This is a genomic window from Lysobacter sp. F60174L2, from assembly GCF_052547135.1.
In genome coordinates this window covers 617515-641879 of sequence record NZ_JBQWRA010000002.1, presented here as the reverse complement: position 1 = coordinate 641879, position 24365 = coordinate 617515, and the positions used below count along the sequence as shown (strand labels likewise).

At 68.8% G+C, this 24365-nt stretch carries 25 protein-coding genes and 4 tRNA genes; 5 read left to right on the top strand and 24 right to left on the bottom strand.

Annotated elements, in window-relative coordinates:
* Positions 1–54: 54 nt before the first annotated feature.
* Positions 55–1140, bottom strand: coding sequence for a 3-phosphoserine/phosphohydroxythreonine transaminase (gene serC / locus ACT9AS_RS08145; RefSeq protein WP_445099613.1), 1086 nt, complete (start codon positions 1138–1140; stop codon positions 55–57).
* 94 nt (positions 1141–1234) lie between these two features.
* A complete protein-coding gene (locus tag ACT9AS_RS08140; protein WP_445099612.1) occupies positions 1235–2038 on the bottom strand; it encodes an FHA domain-containing protein in 804 nt (267 codons plus the stop codon).
* 97 nt (positions 2039–2135) lie between these two features.
* Between ACT9AS_RS08140 and ACT9AS_RS08135 the strand changes: the two genes are divergently transcribed.
* The 5 genes from ACT9AS_RS08135 (at position 2136) to arsC (ending at position 4323) form a co-directional block, all read left to right on the top strand.
* The gene (locus tag ACT9AS_RS08135; protein WP_445099611.1) at positions 2136–2411 is read left to right on the top strand and encodes a polyhydroxyalkanoic acid system family protein; all 276 of its coding nucleotides are present in this window, start codon (positions 2136–2138) and stop codon (positions 2409–2411) included.
* 86 nt (positions 2412–2497) lie between these two features.
* Positions 2498–3454, top strand: a complete 957-nt coding sequence (locus tag ACT9AS_RS08130) for a restriction endonuclease (RefSeq protein WP_445099610.1) — start codon at positions 2498–2500, stop codon at positions 3452–3454.
* Between the two features lie 67 nt (positions 3455–3521).
* Positions 3522–3779 (top strand): acyl-CoA-binding protein, encoded by a 258-nt coding sequence (locus ACT9AS_RS08125; protein WP_445099609.1) that lies wholly within the window; start codon positions 3522–3524, stop codon positions 3777–3779.
* A gap of 49 nt (positions 3780–3828) precedes the next feature.
* Positions 3829–3903, top strand: a tRNA-Val gene (locus ACT9AS_RS08120).
* Between the two features lie 66 nt (positions 3904–3969).
* Positions 3970–4323, top strand: a complete 354-nt coding sequence (gene arsC, locus ACT9AS_RS08115) for an arsenate reductase (glutaredoxin) (protein WP_445099608.1) — start codon at positions 3970–3972, stop codon at positions 4321–4323.
* A 28-nt stretch (positions 4324–4351) separates the two neighbouring features.
* Here arsC and ACT9AS_RS08110 read toward each other — a convergent pair whose 3' ends face one another.
* From ACT9AS_RS08110 to sdhC, 22 genes are all read right to left on the bottom strand, one after another.
* Positions 4352–5977 (bottom strand): glutamate synthase-related protein, encoded by a 1626-nt coding sequence (locus tag ACT9AS_RS08110; protein ID WP_445099607.1) that lies wholly within the window; start codon positions 5975–5977, stop codon positions 4352–4354.
* Positions 5978–6048: 71 nt separating this feature from the next.
* A complete protein-coding gene (locus ACT9AS_RS08105) occupies positions 6049–7275 on the bottom strand; it encodes a lytic murein transglycosylase (protein ID WP_445099606.1) in 1227 nt (408 codons plus the stop codon).
* Positions 7276–7458: 183 nt separating this feature from the next.
* A tRNA-Leu gene (locus ACT9AS_RS08100) sits at positions 7459–7545 on the bottom strand.
* A 69-nt stretch (positions 7546–7614) separates the two neighbouring features.
* A tRNA-Cys gene (locus ACT9AS_RS08095) sits at positions 7615–7688 on the bottom strand.
* A 126-nt stretch (positions 7689–7814) separates the two neighbouring features.
* Positions 7815–7890, bottom strand: a tRNA-Gly gene (locus tag ACT9AS_RS08090).
* A gap of 40 nt (positions 7891–7930) precedes the next feature.
* Positions 7931–8497, bottom strand: coding sequence for a CDP-diacylglycerol--glycerol-3-phosphate 3-phosphatidyltransferase (gene pgsA / locus ACT9AS_RS08085; RefSeq protein ID WP_445099605.1), 567 nt, complete (start codon positions 8495–8497; stop codon positions 7931–7933).
* Positions 8494–10446 (bottom strand): excinuclease ABC subunit UvrC, encoded by a 1953-nt coding sequence (gene uvrC / locus ACT9AS_RS08080; protein ID WP_445099604.1) that lies wholly within the window; start codon positions 10444–10446, stop codon positions 8494–8496. The genes pgsA and uvrC overlap by 4 nt, the downstream gene beginning before the upstream one ends.
* Positions 10447–10469: 23 nt before the next feature.
* Positions 10470–10952: an arsenate reductase/protein-tyrosine-phosphatase family protein gene (locus ACT9AS_RS08075; RefSeq protein WP_445099603.1), complete on the bottom strand. Its 483-nt coding sequence runs from the start codon at positions 10950–10952 to the stop codon at positions 10470–10472.
* Positions 10945–11715, bottom strand: coding sequence for a 3-deoxy-manno-octulosonate cytidylyltransferase (gene kdsB / locus ACT9AS_RS08070; RefSeq protein ID WP_445099602.1), 771 nt, complete (start codon positions 11713–11715; stop codon positions 10945–10947). Before kdsB ends, ACT9AS_RS08075 begins: the two co-directional genes overlap by 8 nt.
* Before the next feature lie 186 nt (positions 11716–11901).
* Positions 11902–12951, bottom strand: a complete 1050-nt coding sequence (gene lpxK / locus ACT9AS_RS08065) for a tetraacyldisaccharide 4'-kinase (protein ID WP_445099601.1) — start codon at positions 12949–12951, stop codon at positions 11902–11904.
* Complete coding sequence (gene msbA, locus ACT9AS_RS08060) at positions 12948–14696, bottom strand: lipid A export permease/ATP-binding protein MsbA (protein ID WP_445099600.1); 1749 nt, start codon at positions 14694–14696, stop codon at positions 12948–12950. The genes lpxK and msbA overlap by 4 nt, the downstream gene beginning before the upstream one ends.
* Positions 14693–15136, bottom strand: a complete 444-nt coding sequence (locus tag ACT9AS_RS08055; RefSeq protein WP_445099599.1) for a biopolymer transporter ExbD — start codon at positions 15134–15136, stop codon at positions 14693–14695. Before ACT9AS_RS08055 ends, msbA begins: the two co-directional genes overlap by 4 nt.
* Positions 15137–15140: 4 nt before the next feature.
* The gene (locus ACT9AS_RS08050) at positions 15141–15803 is read right to left on the bottom strand and encodes a MotA/TolQ/ExbB proton channel family protein (protein ID WP_445099598.1); all 663 of its coding nucleotides are present in this window, start codon (positions 15801–15803) and stop codon (positions 15141–15143) included.
* A gap of 35 nt (positions 15804–15838) precedes the next feature.
* Positions 15839–18172: a DNA internalization-related competence protein ComEC/Rec2 gene (locus ACT9AS_RS08045; RefSeq protein ID WP_445099795.1), complete on the bottom strand. Its 2334-nt coding sequence runs from the start codon at positions 18170–18172 to the stop codon at positions 15839–15841.
* A gap of 135 nt (positions 18173–18307) precedes the next feature.
* The gene (gene lolD / locus ACT9AS_RS08040) at positions 18308–19024 is read right to left on the bottom strand and encodes a lipoprotein-releasing ABC transporter ATP-binding protein LolD (protein WP_445099597.1); all 717 of its coding nucleotides are present in this window, start codon (positions 19022–19024) and stop codon (positions 18308–18310) included.
* A complete protein-coding gene (locus ACT9AS_RS08035; protein ID WP_445099596.1) occupies positions 19017–20261 on the bottom strand; it encodes a lipoprotein-releasing ABC transporter permease subunit in 1245 nt (414 codons plus the stop codon). Before ACT9AS_RS08035 ends, lolD begins: the two co-directional genes overlap by 8 nt.
* Positions 20262–20267: 6 nt before the next feature.
* Positions 20268–20720 carry a hypothetical protein gene (locus ACT9AS_RS08030; RefSeq protein WP_445099595.1) on the bottom strand — a complete coding sequence of 151 codons (453 nt, stop codon included), beginning with the start codon at positions 20718–20720 and terminating at the stop codon, positions 20268–20270.
* Positions 20671–20868 (bottom strand): succinate dehydrogenase assembly factor 2, encoded by a 198-nt coding sequence (locus tag ACT9AS_RS08025; protein WP_445099794.1) that lies wholly within the window; start codon positions 20866–20868, stop codon positions 20671–20673. The genes ACT9AS_RS08030 and ACT9AS_RS08025 overlap by 50 nt, the downstream gene beginning before the upstream one ends.
* A gap of 53 nt (positions 20869–20921) precedes the next feature.
* Positions 20922–21707, bottom strand: coding sequence for a succinate dehydrogenase iron-sulfur subunit (locus ACT9AS_RS08020; RefSeq protein WP_445099594.1), 786 nt, complete (start codon positions 21705–21707; stop codon positions 20922–20924).
* 19 nt (positions 21708–21726) lie between these two features.
* Complete coding sequence (gene sdhA / locus ACT9AS_RS08015) at positions 21727–23535, bottom strand: succinate dehydrogenase flavoprotein subunit (protein ID WP_445099593.1); 1809 nt, start codon at positions 23533–23535, stop codon at positions 21727–21729.
* 6 nt (positions 23536–23541) lie between these two features.
* Positions 23542–23934, bottom strand: a complete 393-nt coding sequence (gene sdhD / locus ACT9AS_RS08010; RefSeq protein ID WP_445099592.1) for a succinate dehydrogenase, hydrophobic membrane anchor protein — start codon at positions 23932–23934, stop codon at positions 23542–23544.
* Positions 23931–24341 (bottom strand): succinate dehydrogenase, cytochrome b556 subunit, encoded by a 411-nt coding sequence (sdhC, locus tag ACT9AS_RS08005; RefSeq protein ID WP_445099591.1) that lies wholly within the window; start codon positions 24339–24341, stop codon positions 23931–23933. Before sdhC ends, sdhD begins: the two co-directional genes overlap by 4 nt.
* Positions 24342–24365 lie beyond the last annotated feature (24 nt).

Below are 24365 nucleotides of genomic sequence, written 5' to 3'. Positions count from 1 at the left end.
AGCCGCCGGTCCGCGCATCACGGGAATGATGGCGAGCCGGTCGCACGCATGGCATCAGCCGTGCCGCTGCTGGAACTCCCGCATGAACCCGGCCAACGCCTGCACGCCCGCCTCGGGCATCGCGTTGTAGATCGACGCGCGCATGCCACCCAGCGCGCGGTGGCCCTTGAGCGAGATCAGCCCGGCCTGCCGCGCCTCGTCGAGGAAGACCGCATCCAGCGCGTCGTCGTGCAGGAAGAACGGCACGTTCATCCGCGAACGCGCGGCCGGCGCGACCTCGTTGCGGTAGAAGCCGCCGGAGCCGTCGATCGCGGCGTACAGCAGCGCCGCCTTGCGCGCATTGCGGCGGGCGAATTCGGCGACACCGCCCTCGGCCAGCATCCACTTGAACACCAGTCCGGCGAGATACCAGTTGAAGCTCGGCGGCGTGTTGAGCATCGAGCCCGCCCGCGCGTGGGCGGCGTAGTCGAAGATCGGTGCGCGCGGCTGGCCGGCGCGTTCGAGCAGGCCGCGCCGCACGATCACCACGCTGACCCCGACTGGCCCGAGGTTCTTCTGCGCCCCGGCGTAGATCATGCCGAACCGCGACACGTCGACCGGCTCGGCCGCGATACTGGAGCTGAAATCCGCGACCAGCGGCACCGCGCCGGCATCGGGAACATCGCGGAACTCGACGCCATGGATGGTCTCGTTGGCGGTGTAGTGCACGTATGCCGCATCCGCCGACAACCGCCAGTCGCCGCGCGCCGGGATGTCGCGGAAGCCGCCCGCCTCGCCACTGGCCACGAGCCTGGCTTCGACATACGGCGCCGCCTGCTTCAATGCGGTGTTGCCCCAGTGGCCGGTGACCACGTAATCGGCCACCTGCCCCGGCGTCGCCAGGTTCAGCGCGATCAGCGCCTGCTGGGTCGTGGCGCCGCCCGACAGGAACAGCACCGCATAGTCGTCGGGAATCGACAGCAGGGCCCGCAGGTCGGCCTCGGCTTCGGCGGCGACCTGCATGAACTCGGGGCCGCGATGGCTCAGTTCGACCAGCGACGCCCCGGCGTCACGCCACTCCAGAAACTCGTCGCGCGCCTGTCGCAATACGGATTCGGGGAGGGTCGCGGGACCGGCACTGAAGTTGAACGCGCGGGACATTCGAAGTCGTTCCGAGGGGCGTGGCGGCCAGTATGCCGCAGTGCACCACAGCCCGCGGACATGGTTGCAGCCGCAACCAAACGCGCGTTGCCGGTCAGCGCACGCCGTACAGAAGCAGCAGGGTCAGCGCCCCGGCCAGCAGCAGCGCGGCGAGCAGCAACCACGGCATCCGGCGCATCGACGAACCGATGGGCGACGGCTCGGGTTCGCGCGGTGAACGGAACTCGATCTCCTCGTCCATCGGCAGTTTCGCCGCGGCCACCGGCGTGCCCGACAACGGCGACTCCAGCACGAACCGGTGCTGCGCACCGAAGGCGATCTGGTCGCCCGGACGCAACAGCGCGTCGCGCACGGGATGGCCGTTGACGACGGTGCCATTGGCCGAGCCGAGGTCGCGCAGCACCACGCCGTCCTGGTGCGGTTCCAGCCGTGCGTGGCGCTCGGCGAAGGTGGGTTCGTCGACACGGATGGCGCACTCGGGCAGTCGGCCGATCTCGCGCGACTGGTCGAGGCTGTAGCAGCGCCCGTGGTGCAGTCCGCCGACGCCGCGCAGGACCACCCGGCTGTCGATGGCACCGACATCCGGCACGCTGTGCGGCATCGGCCGCGGGTCCGCGCCGAGCAGGGTCAGCTCGATTCCATCGATATGCACGCTGTCGCCGGCCCGGAGCATCGCCATCCGACGCACCGGGCGTCCATTGACGTGCAGGCCGGGGGCGCTGTTGCGCAGTTGCAGCCACGTGCCGCGGCGGTCGATGCAGAACTGCACCAGCGCATCATCGGGGTGGTCGACCAGGCACGGGCGGCCGTCGGCGGCATGGCCGATGGCGTGCACGCCCGGCGTCAGCACCAGGTCGTCACGCTCGCGGTTTTGGAATCGAAGTCTCAGGGCATCCACGCCGCGGCAATCTAGCACGGCCGCAGGCGTGCGCCACGGATTTTGATGCCGGCGCCGCGCACCGCACAATACGCATGCACGCATCCCAGGAGCCCGCATGGCCAGCATCGACATTCAGCACCCCCACTCGATGAATCCCGGCCATGCGCGCCAGGCCGTGCAGGAGGTCGCCGACAAGCTGGCCGATCGCTTCGGCGTGGAATACCGGTGGAACGACGACATCCTCGACTTCACCCGCAGCGGCATCGAAGGGCGCATCGCCCTGCTGCCGTCGCAGTTGCATGTCACCGCGCAACTGGGGTTCCTGTTCGGCGCGATGAAGGGGCCGATCGAAGCCGAGATCCGGCGCGTGCTCGGCGAGCGCTTTTCCTGAGCGTGCTCCGGCTCACTTAACGTTCGCCCGGCTCCACGTATATTGCCGGCGGATTTTCCGGAACCTCGGACAGGCAGACCCGACGCATGCTCACAGTTTCATTCGTGGTGACCGCCCTCGTCATTGCCGGCGTGGTGGGCGGCGGCATCACCGCCTGGTTATGGACGACCCATTGCCGGCAGCTGGTCGCCGCCGGTGGCCTGCGGGCACTGGCCGCCATGCGATGGCGCGAGTTCTCCCGGTTCGTGATCGAGGCACTGCAACAGCAGGGATTCGAGGCCAGCCGCATCGAGCCCGACGCCAACCGCGGCCAGCAGGCCGACCTGCTGTTGAACCGCGACGGCCAGACCTGGCTGCTCAGCTGCAAGCAGGGCGTCAACTACCGCATCAAGCCGGCAATGGTCGACGAGCTGGCCCGCGCGGTGCGCGGCAGCAATGCGCGCGGCGGCATCCTCGCGACCCTCGGCCGGATCGATCCGGACGCGCGCAGGCAGGACCAGGGCATCGAGCTGCTGGACGGCGCCACCCTGTGGCCGTTGATCGACCCGCTGCTGCCACCCAGCCTGCACCGCGACCTCGTCGCCCGCGCCCATACACAGGTCGCGCGCGCCACCGGGCTGGTCTGGGTCGGCGCGCTTGCACTCGGGCTGACAGTGGCGATGTTGCTGACCGGCAACGAGCCGGGCATGCCACCCGATTCCATGCCGGCGGAGCAGGCTCCGGCGGTGGCAGCGCCCGCAGCCGCAGCCGAGACCACCACCGTTGCGCCAGCCGGCGTCGACGAGGCTCCGGCACCGAGCGAAGACCAGGACCGCCTCGACATAACCCGTTCGGTGTCCGCCCTGCCCGGCGTCGAGCGCGCCGCGTGGGCGACCCGCTCGACCCTGCTGGTCCACCTGTTGCCCGACGCCAGCCCGGAGCAGATCGATGCCATCTGCCCGGTGCTGGAACGCAGCGAACTGCTGCGCACCTCGCGCGTGCAATTGCAGCCGCCACCGGGCAGCAGCGACACCGTCCGCTTCATCCAATGCCGGACCTTCTGACGCGGTTGACCCACCCCGCCCTGCGTGCTGTCATGCCCGCCTCAGCACGTTGCGTCGGGGGAACGTCATGTCGGACCTGAAGACCGCCTTCGAGCGCGCCGCCCACGACGTCGAGAACCTCTCCGAGCGCCCCGGCAACGAAGACCTGTTGCGGCTGTATGCGCTCTACAAACAGGCCACCGAAGGCGACGTCAGCGGCGACAAGCCGGGCTTCTTCGACTTCGTTGGCACCGCCAAATACGAGGCCCGGGCGGCCGTGGCCGGCACCCCGCGCGACGAGGCGATGCGCCGCTACATCGAACTGGTCGACCGCTTCCGCAACTGAGGCTTGCCGCCGCGCCAGCCGGCCAGTAAACTGCCCGGCCAGCATCACCGGGCGGTTAGCTCAGCGGTAGAGCATTGCCTTCACACGGCAAGGGTCGCAGGTTCGATCCCTGCACCGCCCACCAAGCTGTACAAAAAGCCGGCCGCAAGCCGGCTTTTTTCGTTTTCCGCCCTCCCCGAAAGGCGCCGCGATGAACGACACCCGCCTGTACCACAATCCGCGCTGCTCCAAGTCCCGTGGCACGCTCGAACTGCTGCGCGAGCGCGGCATCGAGCCGCGGGTCATCGCCTACCTCGACACCCCGCCCTCGACTGACGAACTGCGCGGGCTGCTGGAGATGCTCGACCTTGCGGCACGCGACCTGCTTCGCACCGGTGAGGCCGAGTACGCGGAGCTGGGGCTGGCCGACACCGGCAAGTCGGAAGACGAACTGATCGAGGCGATGGCCAGCCATCCGCGCCTGATCGAGCGGCCGATCTTCGTCCACGGAGGACGGGCGGTGATCGGCCGCCCGCCGGAGCGCGTGCTCGACCTTCTGGATTGAGGACGGCTGCAGCCGGCTTCGCCGTCGGCTAGAACGATTTGCTCTCGCGCATCTTCGTCGCCTTGGCCGGTGCGCTGAACGAATCGCTGCGAGCGCTCGCCCAGAACGACTGGAACACTGCGTGGTCGGGGATGCCCTTCAGCAGGTCGCCCGGCTCCAGGAAGCGGTACAACGCCGCCAGCGAGCGCACCTCGAACGGCGACACCCGGCGCAGTATGTGCTCGGGGCCAACCTCGCGCGGATGGCTCAACCCCGCCGCGCACAGCAGGTCACGCAGCGCCCGCAGGGTGTTGTCGTGGAAGTTGTGCACCCGCGTGGCCTTGTCCACCACGTCCAGGTGTTTCCAGCGCTTCGGGTCCTGCGTCGCAACACCGGTCGGGCACTCGCCGGTGTGGCAGGCCTGCGCCTGGATGCACCCTACCGCGAACATGAAACCGCGCCCGGCGTTGCACCAGTCCGCGCCCATCGCCAGCGTGCGCGCCAGGTCGAACGCGCTGGTGATCCGCCCAGCCGAGCCGATGCGCAGGCTGTCGCGCAGCTCCAGCCCGACCAGCGTGTTGTGGACCAGCATCAACGCCTCGTGCATCGGCAGGCCGACATGGTCCATGAACTCGGCCGGTGCGGCGCCGGTGCCGCCCTCGGCGCCATCGACGACGATGAAGTCCGGCAGCAGCCCGGTTTCCTTCATCGCCTTGGCGATGCCGAACCATTCCCAGGGATGGCCGATCGCCAGCTTGAAGCCGGTCGGCTTGCCGCCTGACAACCGGCGCAACTCGGCGACGAATTCGAGCAGCCCGACCGGCGTGGAAAACGCACTGTGCTGCGCCGGCGACACGCAGTCGACCCACGGCAGCACGCCACGGGTGGCGGCGACTTCCTCTGTCACCTTGGGCGCCGGCAGCACGCCGCCATGGCCCGGCTTGGCGCCCTGCGACAGCTTGATTTCGATCAGCTTGACCTGCGGGTCGGCGGCATTGGCGACGAAACGCTCGGCGCTGAAGTTGCCGTGCTCGTCGCGGCAACCGAAGTAGCCCGAGCCGATCTCCCAGCACAGGTCGCCGCCATGCTCACGGTGGTACGGCGAGATCGATCCCTCGCCGGTGTCGTGATAGAAACCGCCGGCCTTGGCGCCCTTGTTGAGCGCGCGGATCGCATTGGCCGACAGCGAACCCCAGCTCATCGCCGAGATGTTGAACACGCTGGCCGAGTACGGCTGCGCGCTCTTCTCGCCGATCAGCACGCGGAAGTCGGGATCGCCATGCGGAGTCGGCACCATCGAATGGTTGATCCATTCGTAATCGTTGCCGTAGACATCCTGCAGGGTGCCGAAAGGCCGCGTATCGATGACCGACTTGGAACGCTGGTAGACCAGCGCCCGCTGCAACCGCGAGAACGGCACCTCGGCGGTGTCGGCCTGAATGAAGTACTGCCGCATCTCCGGCCCGATCGACTCCAGCCCGTAGCGGAAGTGCGCGAGCACCGGATAGTTGCGCCGCAGGGTGCTGCGCCGTTGCAGCAGGTCCCACGTACCCAGCGCCGCCAGCGCGCCGAACACTACCAGAGCCCAAAGCCATCCACGGTCCAGCCACAGGGTCATGACCGCCGAAAGCAGGGCCATGAGGACACACAGGATGTAGAGGGCGTAACGCGACATGCAGTCTCCCGCGGGTTCGGACCGGTCCTGAGGATACCTGCCATGCGCGGACGCGGCAGGTGTGTGCCCGCCTAGCGGGTGGGTGCGCCTGCTGCTTCGCCCGGGGCGGCGGCACGCAACGCCTGCAACAGGCTCTGGCTGGCACGGCCATCGCCCGCCAGTCCCAGCCGCTGCTGCTCCAGCCGGATCGCCGCGCGGCTGTTGCTGCCGATGATGCCGTCGACCTCGCCTATCGCGTGGCCGCGTTGCAGAAGCAACGCCTGCAGCTCGCGCCGCTCGCGTCGCGACAGGCCCGGGTCGTCGGTTGGCCAGTCCTGCACGAACCCGCCCTGCCCCCGCAGCCGGTCCGACAGGTGCGCGATCGCCAGCGCGTAGCTCTCGGCCGAGTTGTAGGAATAGATCGCGTCGAAGTTCTTGAACACCAGGAACGCCGGGCCCGCCCGGTCCGCCGGCAACAACAGCGCCGACCGCGTCGACGTGGCGTCGACCGCAGTGCCATCGACACGACGGATCCCGCGTCCGACCCAGTACGACAACGGGCGTCGCTCGGTGCGGCCGCTCACCGACAGGTCGAATCCGGCCGGCAGGCGTACTTCGTAGCCCCACGGTTCGCCACTGCGCCAGCCGGAGCGCTCGAGGTAGTTCGCGGTCGACGCGAGCGCATCCGGGATGCTGCCGACCAGGTCGCGCCGCCCGTCGCCGTCGAAGTCGACCGCGATGCGCCGGAACGTCGATGGCATGAACTGGGTGTGCCCGAACGCGCCCGCCCAGGAGCCGACCAGTTTGTCGGCCGCCACGTCGCCGGACTGGATGATCCGCAGCGTCGAGAACAGCTCGCCACGGAAGAATTCCTGTCGCCGGCCCATGCATGAAAGCGTGGTCAGCGATTGCAGCAACGGCCGGCTGCCGAAGGTGCCGCCGAAGTCGCTCTCCACGCCCCACACCGCGACCACGGTCGCCGGGTCGACACCGTACTGCTGCTGCACCCGCGCCAGCGTCGCCGCATGTTGTGCCAGCATCGCCCTGCCGTCGGCGACGCGCTCCTCGTCGACCAGGCCCGCCAGGTAGTCCCAGATTGGTGTCTTGAACTCCGGTTGGGCGTCCAGCAACCGCAACACCGAGGTGTCCGGCTCGACCGACCGCACGTGCAGGTCGAACAGCGCCTCGTTCACTCCGGCACCCGTGGCCTCGCGTTCGAGCACGTCGAGGCAGCGGTTGAATTCCGACACGTCGTAATCGGGCGGCACAGCCACCTGGGGCGCAGCAGGCAGGACCAGCGCGAGCAGGGTTGGAAGCATGTCCAAACCATATCGATACGCGGTGACGGGGCTGTCATGGCAGGAGCGCGATCGGCTCCGTTGTAGGAGCGACGTAAGTCGCGATTTCACTGGCACCCGGGATCGCCGTGAAATCGCGACTTACGTCGCTCCTACCTCAAGCGCGTCCACCCAAGCGCGTCTACCCGAAGCGCGTCATCGCGCTGGTGCCCGGACCGGGGATCGAACCCGGATAGCCTTGCGGCTGACGGATTTTAAGTCCGTTGCGTCTACCAGTTCCGCCATCCGGGCGTGCTCGACCAGCCACGGCGTAGTCTACCGTTACACAAAGAAAAAGCCCGCCGGAGCGGGCTTTTGAAATGGAGGCCGAGGTCGGAATTGAACCGGCGTACGCGGATTTGCAGTCCGCTGCATAACCACTCTGCCACCCGGCCGGATGACGCGCCCCGCAAGCATACCGCCTGCGACGCTGGTTGCGCGAAGCAACCCCTGGAAAAAACAAAACCCCGCGAGCGGGGTTTTGTTTCGAAAACCGCTCCGGCGAACCGGAGCGCGAAATCTGGAGCGGGAAACGAGACTCGAACTCGCGACCCCGACCTTGGCAAGGTCGTGCTCTACCAACTGAGCTATTCCCGCTGAGGAGCCGCCATTTTAGGCATCCGGAGAAAACTGTCAACTACTCTCGTGCATCTTCCTTCAGGGTCGGCCACGCCGCGCGCAGGTAAGCGAGTCCGGACCACAGTGTCAGCAGCGCCGCGGCCGCCAGCAGCCACTCGCCGATGACGAAGATCGGCAGGCCGATGACGTTGTCCTGGTACAGCAGGCAGGTCAGCGCGACCATCTGCACGATGGTCTTGACCTTGCCGATCGCGGCGACTTTCACCTTCGCCCGCTGGCCCAGTTCGGCCATCCATTCGCGCAGCGCCGAGACGGCGATTTCGCGGCCGATGATCACCGCCGCCCACAGCGCCATCCAGATGGTCGGATGGGCCTGCACGGTCAGCATCAACGCGGTGGCGACCATCAGCTTGTCGGCGACCGGGTCGAGGAACGCGCCGAACGCGGAGTACTGGTCGTAGCGGCGGGCGATCCAGCCGTCGAGCCAGTCGGTGAGCGAGGCGATCGCGAAGATCGCCGCGGCGGTTTCATTGGTCCACCTGAACGGCAGGTAGAAGACCAGCACCAGTACCGGGATCAGCAGGATCCGCAGCAGGGTGATCATGGTCGGTACCGTCAACTTCATCTGTCGCTCCGTGTCGCATCCTGGCGGGACCCGTCCTCGACGGCATCCAACCCGTGCAGGGTCGCATAGATGCGCTCGGCGAGGGCGTCGTTGACCCCGTCGACGCGCGAGATTTCCTCCACCCCGGCGGCCTTGAGACCGGCCAGGCCGCCGAAATGGCGCAGCAGGTTGCCGCGCCGGCGCGGCCCGATGCCCGGGATGTCCTCCAGCCGGCTGGTGTTGCGTGCCTTCTGGCGACGGCCGCGGTGCCCGGTGATGGCGAACCGGTGGGCTTCGTCGCGGACCTGCTGGACCAGTTGCAGTGCGGGCGACTCCGCGCCGGGACGGACGCTGCGACCCGGCTTTCCATCGATACCGGGCAGCAGCAGTTCCTCGTCGCCAGGCCGACGCGCCGGGCCCTTGGCGACGCCGACCAACGCGATGCCCTCGACCCCGAGGTCGTCCAGCACCGCCCTCGCCTGCGCGACCTGCCCCGCACCGCCGTCGATCAGCAGGATGTCGGGCAGCACCGCGGCGGCCCTGGTTGCCCGCTTGTCTTTGCCGGTGGATGCGTCCGCGCTGGCGGCAAGCTCCGCCGCAGCGGTCACCGACCGTCGGAAACGCCGGTGGATCGCCTGGTGCATCGCCGCGTAATCGTCGCCCGGCTCGATGCCGGTGATGTTGTAGCGGCGGTACTGGCCGCGTACCGGGCCCTCGGCATCGAACACCACGCACGAGGCCACGGTCGCCTCGCCCATGGTGTGGCTGATATCGAAGCACTCGATCCGCGACGGCAGCTCGGCGAGCCCGAGCAGGTCGCGCAGCCCTTCCGCGCGGGCCAGTTGCGCGGCGTGGCTGGTGCGTTCGCTGGCGAGCGTGATCTCGGCGTTTCGACGGGCCAGGTCGAGATAACCGGCACGCTCGCCGCGCACGCTGGTGCGCAACTGGACCTTGCGCTCGCCGGCGCTGGACAGCGCCTCCTCGATCAGCGCACGGTCCGGGATGTCGCGGTCGAGCACGATCTCGCGCGGCGGGATCTGCTCGCCGTAGTACTGCGACACGAACGCGGCCAGCACCTCCTCCGGATTCTCGCTGCCGTTGGTCCGGGGGAAGAACGCGCGGGTGCCGAGGTTGCGACCGTCGCGGAACGCCAGCAGCATCACGCAGGCCGCGGCGCCCTGCATGGCGACCGCGAGCACGTCGAGGTCGGCGGCGCGGCCGTCGACATACTGGCGCGCCTGCAGGGTGCGGATCGAGCTGACCAGGTCGCGCAGGCGCGCCGCCTCCTCGAAGTCGAGCCGGGCGCTGGCCGCCTCCATCAGGCGGCCCAGTTCGTCGGTGAGTTCGTCGCTGCGCCCGTCCAGCAGCAGCGCGGCGCGACGCACGCTTTCGTCGTACTGGCGCGGTGGCACCAGCCCGACGCACGGCGCGCTGCAGCGACCGATCTGGTGCTGCAGGCACGGCCGCGACCGGTTGCGGAACACGCTGTCCTCGCAGCTGCGCAGCTTGAACAGCTTGTGCATCAGGTTGAGCGTGTCGCGCACCGCGCCGACGCTGGCGTACGGACCGAAATAGCGCCCCGGCACCGCGCGCGGGCCGCGGTGCATCGCGATCCGCGGCCAGGTCTCGTTGGTCATCAGCACGTACGGGTAGCTCTTGTCGTCGCGCAACAGCACGTTGTAACGCGGCTTCAGCGACTTGATCAGCTGGTTTTCGAGGATCAGCGCCTCCGCCTCGGTGCGGGTGACGGTGACCTCCATCCGCACGGTCTGGTTGAGCATCGTCATGATGCGCGCCGACTTCGGGGTCGCGTTGAAGTAGCTGGAAACGCGGTTGCGCAAGGCGCTGGCCTTGCCGACGTACAGCGCGCCGTCGTCGGCGCCGATCATGCGGTAAACGCCCGGCGCGGTGCTGAGCCCGCGGGCGAACGCCTTGCCGTCGAATTCGGATGGTTTGCTGCGGGTGCTCACATCGACCTCATGGATGCGGTCGATTATCGGTGATCCCGCAGGCGCCGGACGACACCGTCCGCGGCGCGCTCCAGCAACTCCCAGACCTGCTCGAAGTGCTCGGGGCCACCGGTGTAGGGGTCGGGAACCTCACCGTCGGGTTCCACCCCGGCCCAGTCCAGCAGCAGGACCGCCTTGTCGCGCGCCACGGCGTCGGGCGCCAGTGCACGCACGTTGCGCAGGTTGTCGCGGTCGGCGCACAGCAGCCAGTCGAACGCGGCGAAATCCCGGCTCGACAATTGCCGACCGCGGAGCCCGGCGATATCCACGCCGTGCGCGGCGGCGGTGGCGACCGCCCGGCGGTCGGGACTGCAACCGATGTGCCAGTCGCCGGTGCCGGCCGAATCGATCTCGACCACGTTGCCAAGCCCGGCCGCCTCGACCCGGGCGCGCACCACCCCTTCCGCGGTCGGCGAACGGCAGATGTTGCCGAGGCACACCATCAGCAGCCGCGTCGGTTCAGCCATGGCTTGCCAGCCTCGCTTCGGCGCGCTCCAGGTCCGCGGGCGTATCGACGCCTGCCGGGAACGGCTCGGGGGCAAGGCCCACCGCGATCCGATACCCGGTTTCCAGCACGCGCAACTGCTCCAGCGATTCCATCCGCTCCAGCCGCCCCGCCGGCATCGCCGCGAAACGCTGCAGGAAGTCCACCCGATAGCAGTAGATGCCGATGTGGCGCAGCCAGGTGTGATCGCGGGGCAAGCGGTCGCGGCTGGTCGCGAAGGCGTCGCGCGGCCACGGAACCGGCGCGCGGCTGAAATACAGCGCGTCACCGTTCTGGGTGCGCACGACCTTGACCGCGTTCGGGTCGAGAAGGGTTTCGATGTCGGTGATCGGCGCAGCCAGCGTCGCCATCTCCGCGGCGCTGTCGCGCAGCAGCCCGGCGACCGCGCGGATGCCCGCGGCGGGTGCGAACGGCTCGTCGCCCTGCAGGTTGACCACGATGGTCTGGCCGTCCCAGCCGGCGATGCGGGCGCATTCGGCGAGGCGGTCGGTCCCGGACACGTGATCGGCCGACGTCATCGCGACCCGAACGCCCTGCCCGTCCAGAGCCTCGGCGATGCGCGGATCGTCGGCGGCGACCCAGACCTCGCGCGCACCGGCCGCGAGCGCGCGGCGGGCGACGTGCAGCACCAGCGGCTCGCCGCCAAGCAGCCGCAGCGGCTTGCCCGGAAGGCGGGTGGCGGCGTAACGCGCGGGGATGGCGACGACGAAGTCAGGCACGGTCATGCCCGCGATTGTGCCACCGGCCGCCTGTAGGAGCGACGTAAGTCGCGATGGGCATCCGGTTGGCGATTGCCTTCAATGGGCAACGTGCCGCGTCAGGCCGGGTGATCCGGTATCGAGGAATGCGATGGGTGGCGTTCGCGACTTACGTCGCTCCTACATTCGGTTCTCCGGAGAGCCGTCGATCATTCAGCTTTCCGGAGGGCCGTCGATGGACTGCAGGCGGTCGAGGAGGGAAATCCAGAACGCCTCGGGCAATTCCGCGCGCACGGGGACGCTGTAGAACGCGTCGGTGGCGAACTCGGCGCACTTCACTGCGTCCTTCTCGGTCATCAGCACCGGCAATGGGCTGCCAAACTCGAAATCGCTTGCGCGGTAGCGGTGGTGGTCGGCGAACGCGTGCGGAACCACGGCGATGCCGAGCGCGCGCAGCATCGCGAAATAACGTTCGGGGTTGCCGATGCCGGCGACAGCGTGCACGCGATGGCCGGAGAAACTTTCGAGCGCCCGCGGGCGTCCGCCCAGGATCGGCATCGCGCGATCGGCGTGCAGGCGCATCGGCCATTCGCCGAAGCCGGTGTCGCCGCCGCCGGCTCCAGCCGCCGCAGGGTTGCTGGCGATGTTGATGACGCGGAAATCGCAGCCCGCGCCCCGCTCCGGCAGCTCGCGCAACGGTCCGGCGGGTAGCAACCGGCCATTGCCATACCGGCGGCGGCCGTCGACTACCTCGATCTCGATATCGCGCTTCAGCCGGTAGTGCTGCAGGCCGTCGTCGCAGATCACGATGTCGCAACCCGCTTCCGCAAGCGCCCTGGCCGCGGCCGCGCGATCGCGATCGGCGCGCAGCTTGACGCCGGTGCGGCGCGCGATCAGCACCGGCTCGTCGCCGCCGACCTCGGGCGGCGTATCGGCCTCGACCCATACCGCGGAACCGATATCGGCGCGGCCGTAACCCCGGCTTGCAACGCCGGGCGTCCAGCCTTCGCTGCGCAGCCGCTCGACCAGCGCGATCGTCATCGGGGTCTTTCCGGCGCCGCCGGCGGTGATGTTGCCGACCACCACCACCGGCACGCCCGGATGCCTGCTGCGGAACCAGCCGGCGCGGTACAGCTTGCGACGCACGCTGGTCACCGCGCCGTAGACCGACGCGAGCAGGCGTGAGGTCAACGGAATCGGTGCGTCCCCGTACCAGTACGCCGGCTGGTGTTCGCGGCGGGGTCCCGGGCCTGCGTTGTTCATTGCGCCTCGCGGAACTGCATGCGGTGCAGGTGGGCGTACAGCCCGTCCTGCGCCAGCAGCTCGGAATGGGTGCCGCGCTCGACGATGCGACCCTCGTCGAGCACCAGCACCTGGTCGGCGTGCTCGATGGTCGACAGGCGGTGCGCGATGACCAGCGTGGTGCGATCGGGCATCAACCGGTTGAGCGCGTCCTGCACCAGCCGTTCGGATTCGGTATCGAGTGCGGCGGTGGCCTCGTCGAGGATCAGGATCGGCGCGTCCTTCAGCATCGCCCGGGCGATCGCGAGGCGCTGGCGCTGGCCGCCGGACAGGCGCCCGCCCTTGCTGCCGATGCTGGTTTCGGCACCGTCGGGCAGGCGCTCGACGAACTCCATCGCGTTGGCGCCACGGATCGCCTGGTCGAGGCCTTCGGGCTGCGCCTGTTCGAGTTCGCCATAGGCCACGTTGGCGGCAACCGAGCCGTCGAACAGCATCACCTGCTGGCCGACCAGCGCGATCTGCCGGCGGAGGTCGGCCAGCTTGTACTCGCGCAGCCGATGCCCGTCGAGCAGGATCTCGCCGGACTCCACCTCATAGAACCGGGGGATCAGTTTGATCAGGGTCGATTTGCCGCTGCCGGAACGGCCCACGATCGCGGTGACCGTGCCCGGTTTCGCGATGAAGCTGGCATCGGTCAGCGCCGCCTGCTGCTGGCCCGGGTAACGCGCACTGACGTCGCGGAACTCGATGACGCCGCGGGCGCGATCCAGCGGCCGGGTGCCGTCGTCGACCTCGTCGTCGGCGTCGATCACGTCGAACAGGCGGTCCGCGGACGCCACGCCACGCTGCAACATGCCCTGCACGTTGGTCAGCTGCTTCAGCGCGGGGATGACCGCCATCATCGAGATCATCAGGACCACGAAACCGCCCGCCTCCAGCCGCCCGGCAATCGCCTCGCGGCCGGCAAAGAACAGCAGCAGCGCCAGCCCGATCGCGCCCATTACCTGCACCAACGCCGAGGAGATGCTGCGGGTCGACTCGACCTTGAGGCTGAGCTTGAGATGGTGGTCGGCCTGGCCGGCGTAGCGCTTCAGCTCGACGCCCTGGGCGCCGTAGACCTTGACCTCCTGCTGGTTGGCCAGGGCCTGGTCGGCCGACTGCATCAGCGTCGCCCCGCTCTCCTGGATCTTGTGGCTGATCCGCCGGTAGCGCTTGCCGACCTTGTCCATCACCCAGGCCAGCGGCGGCGCCATGATCAGGATCGCGATGGTCACCTGCCAGCTGGTCCACAGCATCACGCCGAGCATCGCGATCACCTGCAGCGATTGCTGCAGCATCACCTTCATCGCGTCGATCGCGGCCTGCGCGACCTGGTCGCTGTCGGAGCCGAGCCGGACCAGCATCGACGGCACCGGCTCGCTGTCGAAGCGCAGCCCCGGCAATCGCAGGTACTTGCCCAGCACCCGTACCCGCAGGTCCCGGGCGATGCTGCGGCCCGACCGGGCCATGCACATGTCGGTGACATAGCCGGCGATGCCGCGCAGCACGAAGAGGCCGACGATCGCCAACGGCAACAGCAGGCTCAGGCTGGTGTCCTTGGTGATGAAGGTCTCGTCGATGATCGGTTCCATCAACTTGGTGAAGCCGGCGGCGGCGCCGGCCTCGAACAGCATCGCGATGCCCGCCACCACCAGCAGCGAGCGGTACGGGCGGGCGAACCGGATCAGCCGCCGATAGACCTGCCACGGCGATACGGCCTGGGTCACTGCGTGGCCCCTGGGCCTGCGTCGGGCGCGGCCGGCGGCGCGGTCGCGCTCATGATCCGGTTGAAGCCGAGCTGGCCCAGTGCGTCGTAGACCGTCACCACCGCCTGGTACGGCGTGCGGGCATCGGCGCGCAGCATCACCGGGCGGTCGCGCTCGCTGCCGGCGACTTCGGAGATGGTTTCCTTGAGCGACGCGATGTCGGTGCGCAATACCTCGCGATCGCCGACGAAATAACGGCCCTCCGCGTTGACCAGCACCACCAGCGCCTGCTCGGCCTCGCTCTGCTCGCCGGTCGCGCGCGGCAGTTCAAGCTGGATCACCGAGCGCGCATCGAAGGTCGCGGTGACCACGAAGAAGATGATCAGCACCAGGATGACGTCGATCATCGGAACCAGGTTGATCTCCGGTTCGTCGTCGGCGCGATGGTCGCGGATGCGCATGCGGTCAGCTCGCGCTCACCGGCGGGGAGATGCCGTGCGCGCCGGGTGCGACCTCGGCCGAAGCCGGCGGGGTCTCGATGGTGTCGAGCAACTGCATCGCCTCGTGCTCCATGTCGACGATGTACTCGGCGATGCGGCCGCGGAACCAGCGGTGCGCCATCAGCGCCGGGATCGCCACGATCATGCCGGTGGCGGTGCACACCAGCGCCTTGCCGATCCCGCCGGCGAGCTGGTTCACGTCGCCGATGCCGTGGTCGAGGATGCCGAGGAACATCTGGATCATGCCGACCACGGTGCCGAACAGACCGAGCAGCGGGCCGGCGGCGGCGATCGTGCCGAGCGAGTTGAGGTAGCGCTCCATCCGGTGCACGAGATGGCGGCCGACGTCCTCGATGCGCTCGCGGATCTGGTCACGTGGTCGATGGCGCACGTCGAGCGCGGCGGCAAGCAATGCGCCCAGTGGCGAGGTCGCGCGCAGCGACTCGATGTGGCTGGGGTCGAGCTTGCCGCCCGCTGCCCAGGTGCGGACTTCCCGACCGAGCCGGGACGGCACCACCGCCGACCGCCGCAACGTCCAGGCCCGCTCGATGATGATCGCCAGTGCCAGCACGGTGAGCATCAACAGCGGAATCATCGGCCAACCGCCGGCCTTGACCAGTTCCAGCACGCGCAATCCTCCGGCCCGGGGCCGATTCAGTGGGTTCAATCCGGCCGATAGGATAGCCCAGCCGACTCCCCGGCCGGCGCCCGGCCCGCCCGTGCCGCGGCGTCCCACAGGCGCGGGTGTGCGCGCCGTCGCGTTTCCGCCCGTGGTCCCTCCGCATACAGCCGCACGGTGACCGCCCCGCCCTCGGCCGTGTCCAGCGTCGCCGCACCGGCGCGGTGCCAGCGATCGATGACGTCCGGTTTCGGATGGCCGAACCGGTTGCCATGGCCGCTGGAAACCAGCGCCAGCCGCGCTCCGGTCGCCGCGACGAACCCGGGATCGGACGCGCTGGCACTGCCGTGGTGGGCGATGGCGACCACCTCGGCCTGAACGGAGGCGGCAGGGTCGAGGTCGGCACGCCGCACCAGGTCGCGCTCGATCACTTCGCCGATGTCGCCGGTCAACAGGGCGGTGCCGTGCGCGGTCGTTATGCGCAGTACGCAGCTCGCCTCGTTGCCCAGATAGGGGAAGTAAGGCGGTGGATGCAGGAACCGGAACGCCACCCCGTCCCAGCGCCACTCCTGCCCGGCCACGCACGGCGCGGTATCCGGCACCGGTGAGCCCTCCGGCGCGCGGGCCGTCTCAACGGGGAAGCCGCGCCGGACCGCCCCGAAGCCACCGGCGTGGTCGCTGTCACCGTGGCTGACCACCGCCATGTCGAGCCTGCGTACGCCCAATGCGTACAGCGCCGGGAGGACGATGCGTTCACCGGCATCGAAGCCCTCCGGCATCGCCGGCCCCATGTCGTAGAGCAGGCTGTGGTTTGCGGTGCGGACCAGCACCGACAGTCCCTGCCCGACATCAAACATCTGCAGTTCTGCCGCGCCGGGTCCGGGCAGGTTGCGGTCCGGCCACAGAAGCGGGAGCCATAACAGCAGTGCCAGCGGCCGACCCGGCAGGCCTCGCGGCAACAGCAGCCAGAACGCGCCGAGCATCGCCAGTGGCAGCGCGAACCAGAGTGGTTCGGTCAGCCACCACAGCGCCAGATTGCTCTCCGCCAACACCTCGAACAATGACCAACTGCGCTCGAAGCACCATGCCGCAGCCCGCCATGGCCACTCGCCCAGCCCTGCGTACAGGCTCTCCAGCGCGGTACCGACCAGCGCCAGCGGTACGACCACCAGGCTCCACCACGGCACCGCCACCAGGTTGGCCAGCGGCCCGACCAGCGAGGCCTGCCCGAACAGCACCACGCTCAACGGAAGCAGCCCGAGGGTGGCGACGCCCTGCGCCGACAGCAGGTCGCGGACCGGTTGGCGCCCGGCACCCGGCAGACACCACAACAGCCACGCCACGCCCAGGAAGCTCAGCCAGAAGCCGGCGCCCAGCACCGCCAGCGGATCGACCAGCAGGATCGCGATCGCCGCCAGCGCCAGGCTGTCGAACGTGCTGGCATTGCGACGCGACACCCGCAAGCCGGCCACCACCGCGATCATCAGGACCGTGCGCACGGTCGGCAGCGCGAACCCCGCGACCGCGGCATACAGCGCGGCGCCGAGCAGGCCGGCGATCGCCGCCGCGACCGGTCGGGGACAACGGCGTCCGAGCGCCGGAAACAGCCACCACGTCCCGGCCACGAGCAATGCGAAGAAGCCCGCCACGAGGCCGACGTGGAAGCCGGAAATCGCCACCAGGTGGGTCAGGCCATTGGCCCGCAGGACGTGCCAGTCGGCGTCGTCGAGGCCGCGGGTATCGCCCAGCGCCAGCGCGCGCACGAACCGCGATGCACGGGCCGGGACCAGCCTCTCGATCCGAGCGGACATCGACTCCCGCCACGCCTGCAGGCCCTCGGCCGGTGACAGCAGGCGTGCGGTTTCGGGATCGCGGACATAACCACTGGCAGTCAGCCGCCGCGCCAATGCATGTTTCTCGCTGTCGAAGCCGCCGGGATTGCGCAACCCGCGCGGCGCGCGAACGCGGGCACTCAGTTGCCATTGCTGCCCCGCATGCAGGCGGTCCCGCCCGGTTGGCGTGCCGTCGAACTCGTCGTACCACGAGAGTTGCAGCAGGCGTCCACGCAGGGGCGCGGGCTGGTCGTCGCGGTCGACGACACGGAACGCAAAGGCGGTGCGGCGCGACTCGTGCTCGGGCAGTTCGACCACCCGCCCCTCGACGGTGACCTCGCGCTTCTCCCAGTCCAGCGGCAACTGCACCGACAACGCATGGCCCGCGTGCAGCCCGGCCAGGGCGAAACCGAACAGGGCGACTCCGAGCCAGCGGATCGCCCGGCCACGCCACCACAACAGGACACCGGGAACGAGCATTGCCAGCAGAAACGTCTGCGGCGCCAGCACGGGCGACCACAGACAGGTGGAGACGCCCGCAAGCAGCGCGAGTGCGGCGACCGTGCCGAACGGTGCGACCGTCAACCAACCCGACCGGGGCGCGGCTTCTGCCTGGTAGAAAGCCCCGGCGACTCCGGCCAGGTGTTGGGACAACGGCTTCCCTGCCGTTTCATTCATGGCTTACGCCTCGCTGGGCGGGATTTCCCGCAACTTCCCTTCGTGCAGTTCCAGGACCCGGTCGAGCCGTCGCGCAAGGCGACGATCGTGGGTCACCAGGACCAGGCTGGTGTGCTGTTCGCGATTGAGTTCGAGCATCAACTCGAACACCGTCGCCGCGGTCTTCTCGTCGAGGTTGCCGGTCGGCTCGTCGCCGAGCACGCAGGCCGGATGGTTGACTAGGGCGCGCGCCACGGCCGCACGCTGGCGCTCGCCGCCGGACAGCTCGCCTGGCTTGTGATCGAGCCGATGCCCCAGGCCGACCGACTCCAGCAACGCCTGCGCACGCTTGCGCGCGTCGGGAACATGGGTGCCGTTGAGCAGCACCGGCAGCATCACGTTCTCGACCGCGGTGAATTCCGGCAGCAGGTGGTGGAACTGGTAGACGAAGCCAAGCGCCTTGTTGCGCAACGAGCCGCGTGCGGTGTCCGACAGCGCGCTCATCTTCCGACCGGCGACGAACACCTCGCCCGCGGTCGGCGTATCCAGTCCGCCAAGCAGGTGCAGCAAGGTGCTCTTGCCGGCACCTGAGGCGCCGAGAATCGCAACGGTCTCGCCCTTGCCCACCGCCAGGTCGAGGCCGTCAAACACCGGCGTGCGCAGCTTGCCTTCGGCATAGACCATGCCCAGCGCGTCGCAGCTGATCACGGCGTCCGGGTTGGTGTTGATCGAGTCATTCATAGCGCAGCGCCTCCGCCGGCGGGGTACGGGCCGCGCGCCAGGCCGGGTAGATGGTCGCGATGAGCGCCATCACCAGCGCCACCGCCGCGATCGCGACCACGTCGCTGGCCTTGAGTTCGGTCGGCAGGCCGGTGATGTAGTAGACGTCCTCCGGCAGCAGGGTCACGCCGAACACCTTCTCGATAGCGAAAAGGATGTGCTCCAGGTTGAGGGTCAGCACGATGCCGCCGATGACGCCGAGTGCGGTGCCGATCACGCCGATCAGGCTGCCCTGCACCACGAACACCGTCATCACCCCGCGCGGGCTGAGGCCTAGCGTGCGCAGGATCGCGATGTCGGCCTGCTTGTCGGTCACCAGCATCACCTGCGACGACACCAGGTTGAACGCGCCCATCGCGATGATCAGCGACAGCAGGATCGCCATCATCGTCTTCTCCATCTTCAACGCCCGGAACATGTTGGCGTTGTCGGTGGTCCAGTCGCTGACCGCGAAGCCACCGCCGAGGTCGAGCGCAAGGTCGCGGGCGACGTCCCAGGCAAGGTTCATGTCATGCAGCTTCAGCCGCACGCCGGTGACGCCCTCGCCCATCCGCAACACGCGCTGCAGGTCGTCCATGTGGACGAACGCCATGCTGCGGTCGTACTCGTTGTAGCCGACCTCGAACACGCCGCTGACCGCGAAGCGCTTGAACTGCGGCAGCGCGCCGATCGGCGAGCCGCGTGCGTCGGCCAGCATCATCACCACGTCGTCGCCGACGCCCACGCCGAGCCAGGCGGCAAGCTCGCGGCCGAGGATGATGTTGAAACTGCCCGGCTGCAGCGATTCCAGCTCGCCGGACACCATCTTGTCGCCGAGTACCGACACCGTCCGCTCGTCGGCCGGCACCACGCCGCGGACGAATGCCGGTTGCTGGCGGGCACCATTGAGCAGCGCCTCCTTCTCGACGTAGGGCGCGGCGCCGGCCACGCGCGGGTCGTCCAGCGCCAGGTCGACGGCGCGTTGCCATTCGGTGATCGGGTTGCCGTGGGCGCTGACGGTGGCGTGCGCGGCCATCTGCAGCATGCGGTCGCGGATCTCGCGCTGGAAGCCGGTCATCACCGCCAGGGTGGTGATCAGCGCCGCGACGCCCAGGGCGATGCCGAGGATCGAGGCCAGCGAAATGAAGGAGATGAAGCCGTTGCGGCGCTTGGCGCGCAGGTAGCGCAGGCCGATGGCGACAGGAATTGGTTTGAACATAGCGTTCTATGGTGCCATCGAAGCCGGGTCGCGCGGGGATGTTTCGACCGGCGCGGCCAGACGGAGTTCACGACGGCTGGCGGCGGACAGGGTATCGGGCCACCAGACCAGCCGATGCGCCCTGCCCCCGCCGTCGCGCCAGCGGGCGAATGCCAGGACGCCGCGCCAATCCATCTGGAAGCCTTCGACACGCTCGCCGTCGATCTCGACGACGGTACCCGCATCGCGGATCAGCACTTCACGCGGTCGGCGCCGCGACTCGCGGTACGCCAGCCAGGCGCCGTAGCCGAGGACGACCACAACCAGCGGCCACGCAGCGTTCGCAGGCAGATCGGACGCCAGCAGCGAAACCGCCGCCAGTATCGTCAGCAGGCAGACCGCGGCGATCAGCCAGCGCGATGGCTGCCACTCAAACCGGCAGGGAGCGGATGCGCTGGACCAGTGCGGCGAGTTCGACATCGGACGGGGTCTCGTGGCCCATGAACCAGTGCCAGAGCTTATCGTCCTCGCAGTCCAGCAGGCGTAGGAAAACCCCGCGCTGCGACTCGGAATCGCCGCGCCATTGCGTATCGAGATAGCGGCCGAACAGCTGGTCGAGCTCGCGCATGCCGCGCCGGGATTTCCAGCGCAGGCGGCGCAGCTCGGCGTCGTCGGCGCCGGTCAAAGAGCCCGGCGCTCCAGCATCAGCTTCTTGGTCTCGGCGATCGCCTGCGCCGGGTTCAGGCCCTTCGGGCAGGTCCGGGTGCAGTTCATGATCGTGTGGCAGCGGTACAGCTTGAACGGGTCTTCGAGATCGTCCAGGCGCGCACCGGTGTCCTCGTCGCGGCTGTCGACGATCCAGCGGTAGGCCTGCAGCAGGATCGCCGGGCCGAGGTAGCGCTCACCGTTCCACCAGTAGCTCGGGCAGCTGGTCGAGCAGCACGCGCACAGGATGCACTCGTACAGGCCGTCGAGCTTCTTGCGGTCGGCCGGCGACTGCAGGCGCTCGCGGTCGGTCGGCGCCGGGGTCTGGGTGCGGATCCACGGCTTGATCGACGCGTACTGGGCGTAGAAATGGGTCAGGTCCGGCACCAGGTCCTTGACCACGTCCATGTGCGGCAGCGGGTAGATCGGCACGTCGGCCTTGGCGCAGTCGTCGATCGCCTTGGTGCACGCCAGCGTGTTGGTGCCGTCGATGTTCATCGCGCACGAACCGCAGATGCCCTCGCGGCAGGAGCGGCGGAAGGTCAGGGTCGGGTCGATCTCGTTCTTGATCTTGATCAGCGCGTCCAGGACCATCGGGCCGCAGGTCGCCATGTCCACCTCGTAGGTGTCCACGCGCGGCTTCATGCCGTCGTCCGGGTTCCAGCGATAGACCTTGAAGGTGCGGGGTTGCTTCGCGCCCTGCGCGGGCCAGTGACGGCCCTGCTGGATCTGCGAGTTCTTGGGAAGGGTGAATTCGGCCACGTCTTGGACTCGCTCTTGATCAGTAAACGCGCTTCTTCGGCGGGACCACGTCGACATCCTTGCTCAACGTGTACATGTGCACCGGGCGGTAGTCGATGCGGGTGTTGCCGGCCTCGTCGACCCAGCACAGGCTGTGCTTGTGCCAGTTGGCGTCGTCGCGGTCCGGGAAGTCGTCGCGGGCGTGGGCGCCGCGCGACTCCTTGCGGTTCTCGGCGCAGACAATCGTCGCCAGCGCCTGGTCGAGCAGGTTGCGCAATTCGTAGGTCTCGACCAGGTCGGTGTTCCAGATCAGCGAGCGGTCGCTGACCTTGACGTCGGCGAACGAGGCGTGGATCTCGCGGATCTTCGCCACGCCCTCTTCCAGCGTGTCCTGGGTGCGGAACACCGCGGCGTCGGCCTGCATCGCACGCTGCATCTTGTCGCGGATGACCGCGGTCGGGGTGCCGCCGTTGGCATTGCGCAGCCTGTCCAGGCGCGCGATCGCTCCATCGCAGGCGTCGGCCGGCAGGTCGGGCTGCGGCGCGTCGGACACGATGGTCTCGGCGCAACGGTTGGCGACCGCGCGGCCGAACACCACCAGGTCGAGCAGCGAGTTGGAGCCCAGCCGGTTGGCACCGTGCACCGACACGCAGGCGGCCTCGCCGATCGCGTACAGGCCCGGCACCACTTCGTCGGGGTTGCCGTTCTTCAGCTGCACCACTTCGCCGTGGTAGTTGGTCGGGATGCCGCCCATGTTGTAGTGGACGGTCGGGATCACCGGAATGGGTTCTTTCTCGACGTCGACGTTGGCGAAGATGCGGGCCGACTCGGCGATGCCCGGCAGCTTCTCGTGGATGACCTCGGGGCCGAGATGGGTCAGGTCGAGCAGCATGTGGTCCTTGTGCTCGCCGACGCCGCGGCCCTCGCGGATCTCCATCGTCATCGCCCGGCTGACCACGTCGCGCGAGGCGAGGTCCTTGGCCGACGGCGCGTAACGCTCCATGAAGCGCTCGCCCTGGGCGTTGCGCAGGATGCCGCCTTCGCCGCGCACGCCCTCGGTGATCAGGCAGCCGGCGCCGTAGATGCCGGTCGGGTGGAACTGCACGAACTCCATGTCCTGCAGCGCGATACCGGCGCGCAGGGCCATGCCGCCGCCGTCGCCGGTGCAGGTGTGGGCGGAGGTCGCGGAGAAGTAGGCGCGGCCGTAGCCACCGGTCGCCAGCACCGTGCCCTGGGCGCGGAACAGGTGCAGCGTGCCCTCGGCCAGGTCGAGCGCCAGCACGCCGCGGCAGGTGCCGTCGGCGTCCATGATCAGGTCAAGCGCGAAGTACTCGATGAAGAACTGCGCGTCGTGCGCCAGCGACTGCTGGTACAGCGTGTGCAGGATCGCGTGGCCGGTGCGGTCGGCGGCGGCACAGGTGCGCTGCGCGGCCGGGCCTTCGCCGTACTTGGTGGTCATGCCACCGAACGGGCGCTGGTAGATGCGGCCGTCGTCGGTTCGCGAGAACGGCACGCCCTGGTGCTCCAGCTCGATGATCGCCGGGATCGCCTCGCGGCACATGTACTCGATCGCGTCCTGGTCGCCCAGCCAGTCCGAGCCCTTGACGGTGTCGTAGAAGTGGTAGCGCCAGTCGTCCTCGCCCATGTTGCCGAGCGCGGCGGCGACGCCACCCTGCGCGGCCACGGTGTGCGAACGGGTCGGGAACACCTTGGTGATGCAGGCGGTCTTGAGCCCCTTCTGGGCGAGGCCGAAGGTGGCGCGCAGGCCGGCGCCACCGGCGCCGACCACGAGCATGTCGAACACGTGCTCGGTGATCTTGTAGTCAGGATTCTTGGATGCAGCGGCCATGGTCGATCAGGCTCCCAGCGAAATACGGATGACGGCGAGCACGCTGGCGAGTCCGGCGAGAGCGCAAACGAAGATGACGGCGAGCTGCGAGACAGCCGCCAGCCACGGCGTGTGGACGTAGTCCTCGACGATGACCTGCAGGCCGAGCTTGGCGTGCCAGAACGAGGCGACCAGGAACGCCACCAGCAGGATCGCGTTCCACGGTTGCGCGACGGTCGCGCGCACGGTGGCGTAGTCGGCGCCGATCAGCCAGACCACCAGCCCGACCACGTAAAGCGTCAGGAACACCAGCGCGATCGCGGTGATGCGCTGGTCGATGAAGTGGCCGGTACCGTCCTTGGCCGAACCGAGGCCGCGGGCGCGCTTGAGCGGCGTGCGGAGCTTGTCGTTGACCTTCATGCGCCACCCCACTGCGTCATCGCCACCACCCAGACCAGCGCGGTCAGCACCAGGCTGCCGAACACCGAAATCCAGCTGTTGCGGACGAAACTGTCAATGGAGAAACCCAGCCCTGCGTCCTGCAGCAGGTGGCGGATGCCGTTGACCAGATGGAAGGCCAGCGACCAGCTCCAGCCGAACAGGATCAGGAAGCCCAGCGGCGAACGCGCGAAACCGCTGAAGCCGGACCACTGTTCCGGTCCCGCCGCCAGCGACATCAGGCCGCAGGCAAGCAGCAAGCTGCCGAGCACGAGGACGATCCCGGTGCCGCGATGCAGGATCGAGGTCACCATTTGCACCTGCCAGCTGTAGACCTGCAGGTGGGGTGAGAGTGGTCGCGGGGACCGTGGGCGTTCGCTGTTCGCCATGCGCTGGCTGTCTCGGCTGGGCGG

What these genes read in the sequence shown, in the direction of transcription:
- ACT9AS_RS08035 (WP_445099596.1), bottom strand. Translation starts at nt 20,261, where the DNA reads ATGTTCAAACCAATTCCTGTCGCCATCGGCCTGCGCTACCTGCGCGCC.
- ACT9AS_RS08125 (WP_445099609.1), top strand. Translation starts at nt 3,522, where the DNA reads ATGTCGGACCTGAAGACCGCCTTCGAGCGCGCCGCCCACGACGTCGAG.
- sdhD (WP_445099592.1), bottom strand. Translation starts at nt 23,934, where the DNA reads ATGAAGGTCAACGACAAGCTCCGCACGCCGCTCAAGCGCGCCCGCGGC.
- ACT9AS_RS08025 (WP_445099794.1), bottom strand. Translation starts at nt 20,868, where the DNA reads ATGCGCGAGCTCGACCAGCTGTTCGGCCGCTATCTCGATACGCAATGG.
- lolD (WP_445099597.1), bottom strand. Translation starts at nt 19,024, where the DNA reads ATGAATGACTCGATCAACACCAACCCGGACGCCGTGATCAGCTGCGAC.
- ACT9AS_RS08135 (WP_445099611.1), top strand. Translation starts at nt 2,136, where the DNA reads ATGGCCAGCATCGACATTCAGCACCCCCACTCGATGAATCCCGGCCAT.
- ACT9AS_RS08030 (WP_445099595.1), bottom strand. Translation starts at nt 20,720, where the DNA reads ATGTCGAACTCGCCGCACTGGTCCAGCGCATCCGCTCCCTGCCGGTTT.
- ACT9AS_RS08110 (WP_445099607.1), bottom strand. Translation starts at nt 5,977, where the DNA reads ATGTCGCGTTACGCCCTCTACATCCTGTGTGTCCTCATGGCCCTGCTT.
- sdhA (WP_445099593.1), bottom strand. Translation starts at nt 23,535, where the DNA reads ATGGCCGCTGCATCCAAGAATCCTGACTACAAGATCACCGAGCACGTG.
- ACT9AS_RS08075 (WP_445099603.1), bottom strand. Translation starts at nt 10,952, where the DNA reads ATGGCTGAACCGACGCGGCTGCTGATGGTGTGCCTCGGCAACATCTGC.
- sdhC (WP_445099591.1), bottom strand. Translation starts at nt 24,341, where the DNA reads ATGGCGAACAGCGAACGCCCACGGTCCCCGCGACCACTCTCACCCCAC.
- ACT9AS_RS08055 (WP_445099599.1), bottom strand. Translation starts at nt 15,136, where the DNA reads ATGCGCATCCGCGACCATCGCGCCGACGACGAACCGGAGATCAACCTG.
- ACT9AS_RS08130 (WP_445099610.1), top strand. Translation starts at nt 2,498, where the DNA reads ATGCTCACAGTTTCATTCGTGGTGACCGCCCTCGTCATTGCCGGCGTG.
- ACT9AS_RS08105 (WP_445099606.1), bottom strand. Translation starts at nt 7,275, where the DNA reads ATGCTTCCAACCCTGCTCGCGCTGGTCCTGCCTGCTGCGCCCCAGGTG.
- kdsB (WP_445099602.1), bottom strand. Translation starts at nt 11,715, where the DNA reads ATGACCGTGCCTGACTTCGTCGTCGCCATCCCCGCGCGTTACGCCGCC.
- serC (WP_445099613.1), bottom strand. Translation starts at nt 1,140, where the DNA reads ATGTCCCGCGCGTTCAACTTCAGTGCCGGTCCCGCGACCCTCCCCGAA.
- pgsA (WP_445099605.1), bottom strand. Translation starts at nt 8,497, where the DNA reads ATGAAGTTGACGGTACCGACCATGATCACCCTGCTGCGGATCCTGCTG.
- arsC (WP_445099608.1), top strand. Translation starts at nt 3,970, where the DNA reads ATGAACGACACCCGCCTGTACCACAATCCGCGCTGCTCCAAGTCCCGT.
- lpxK (WP_445099601.1), bottom strand. Translation starts at nt 12,951, where the DNA reads ATGAACAACGCAGGCCCGGGACCCCGCCGCGAACACCAGCCGGCGTAC.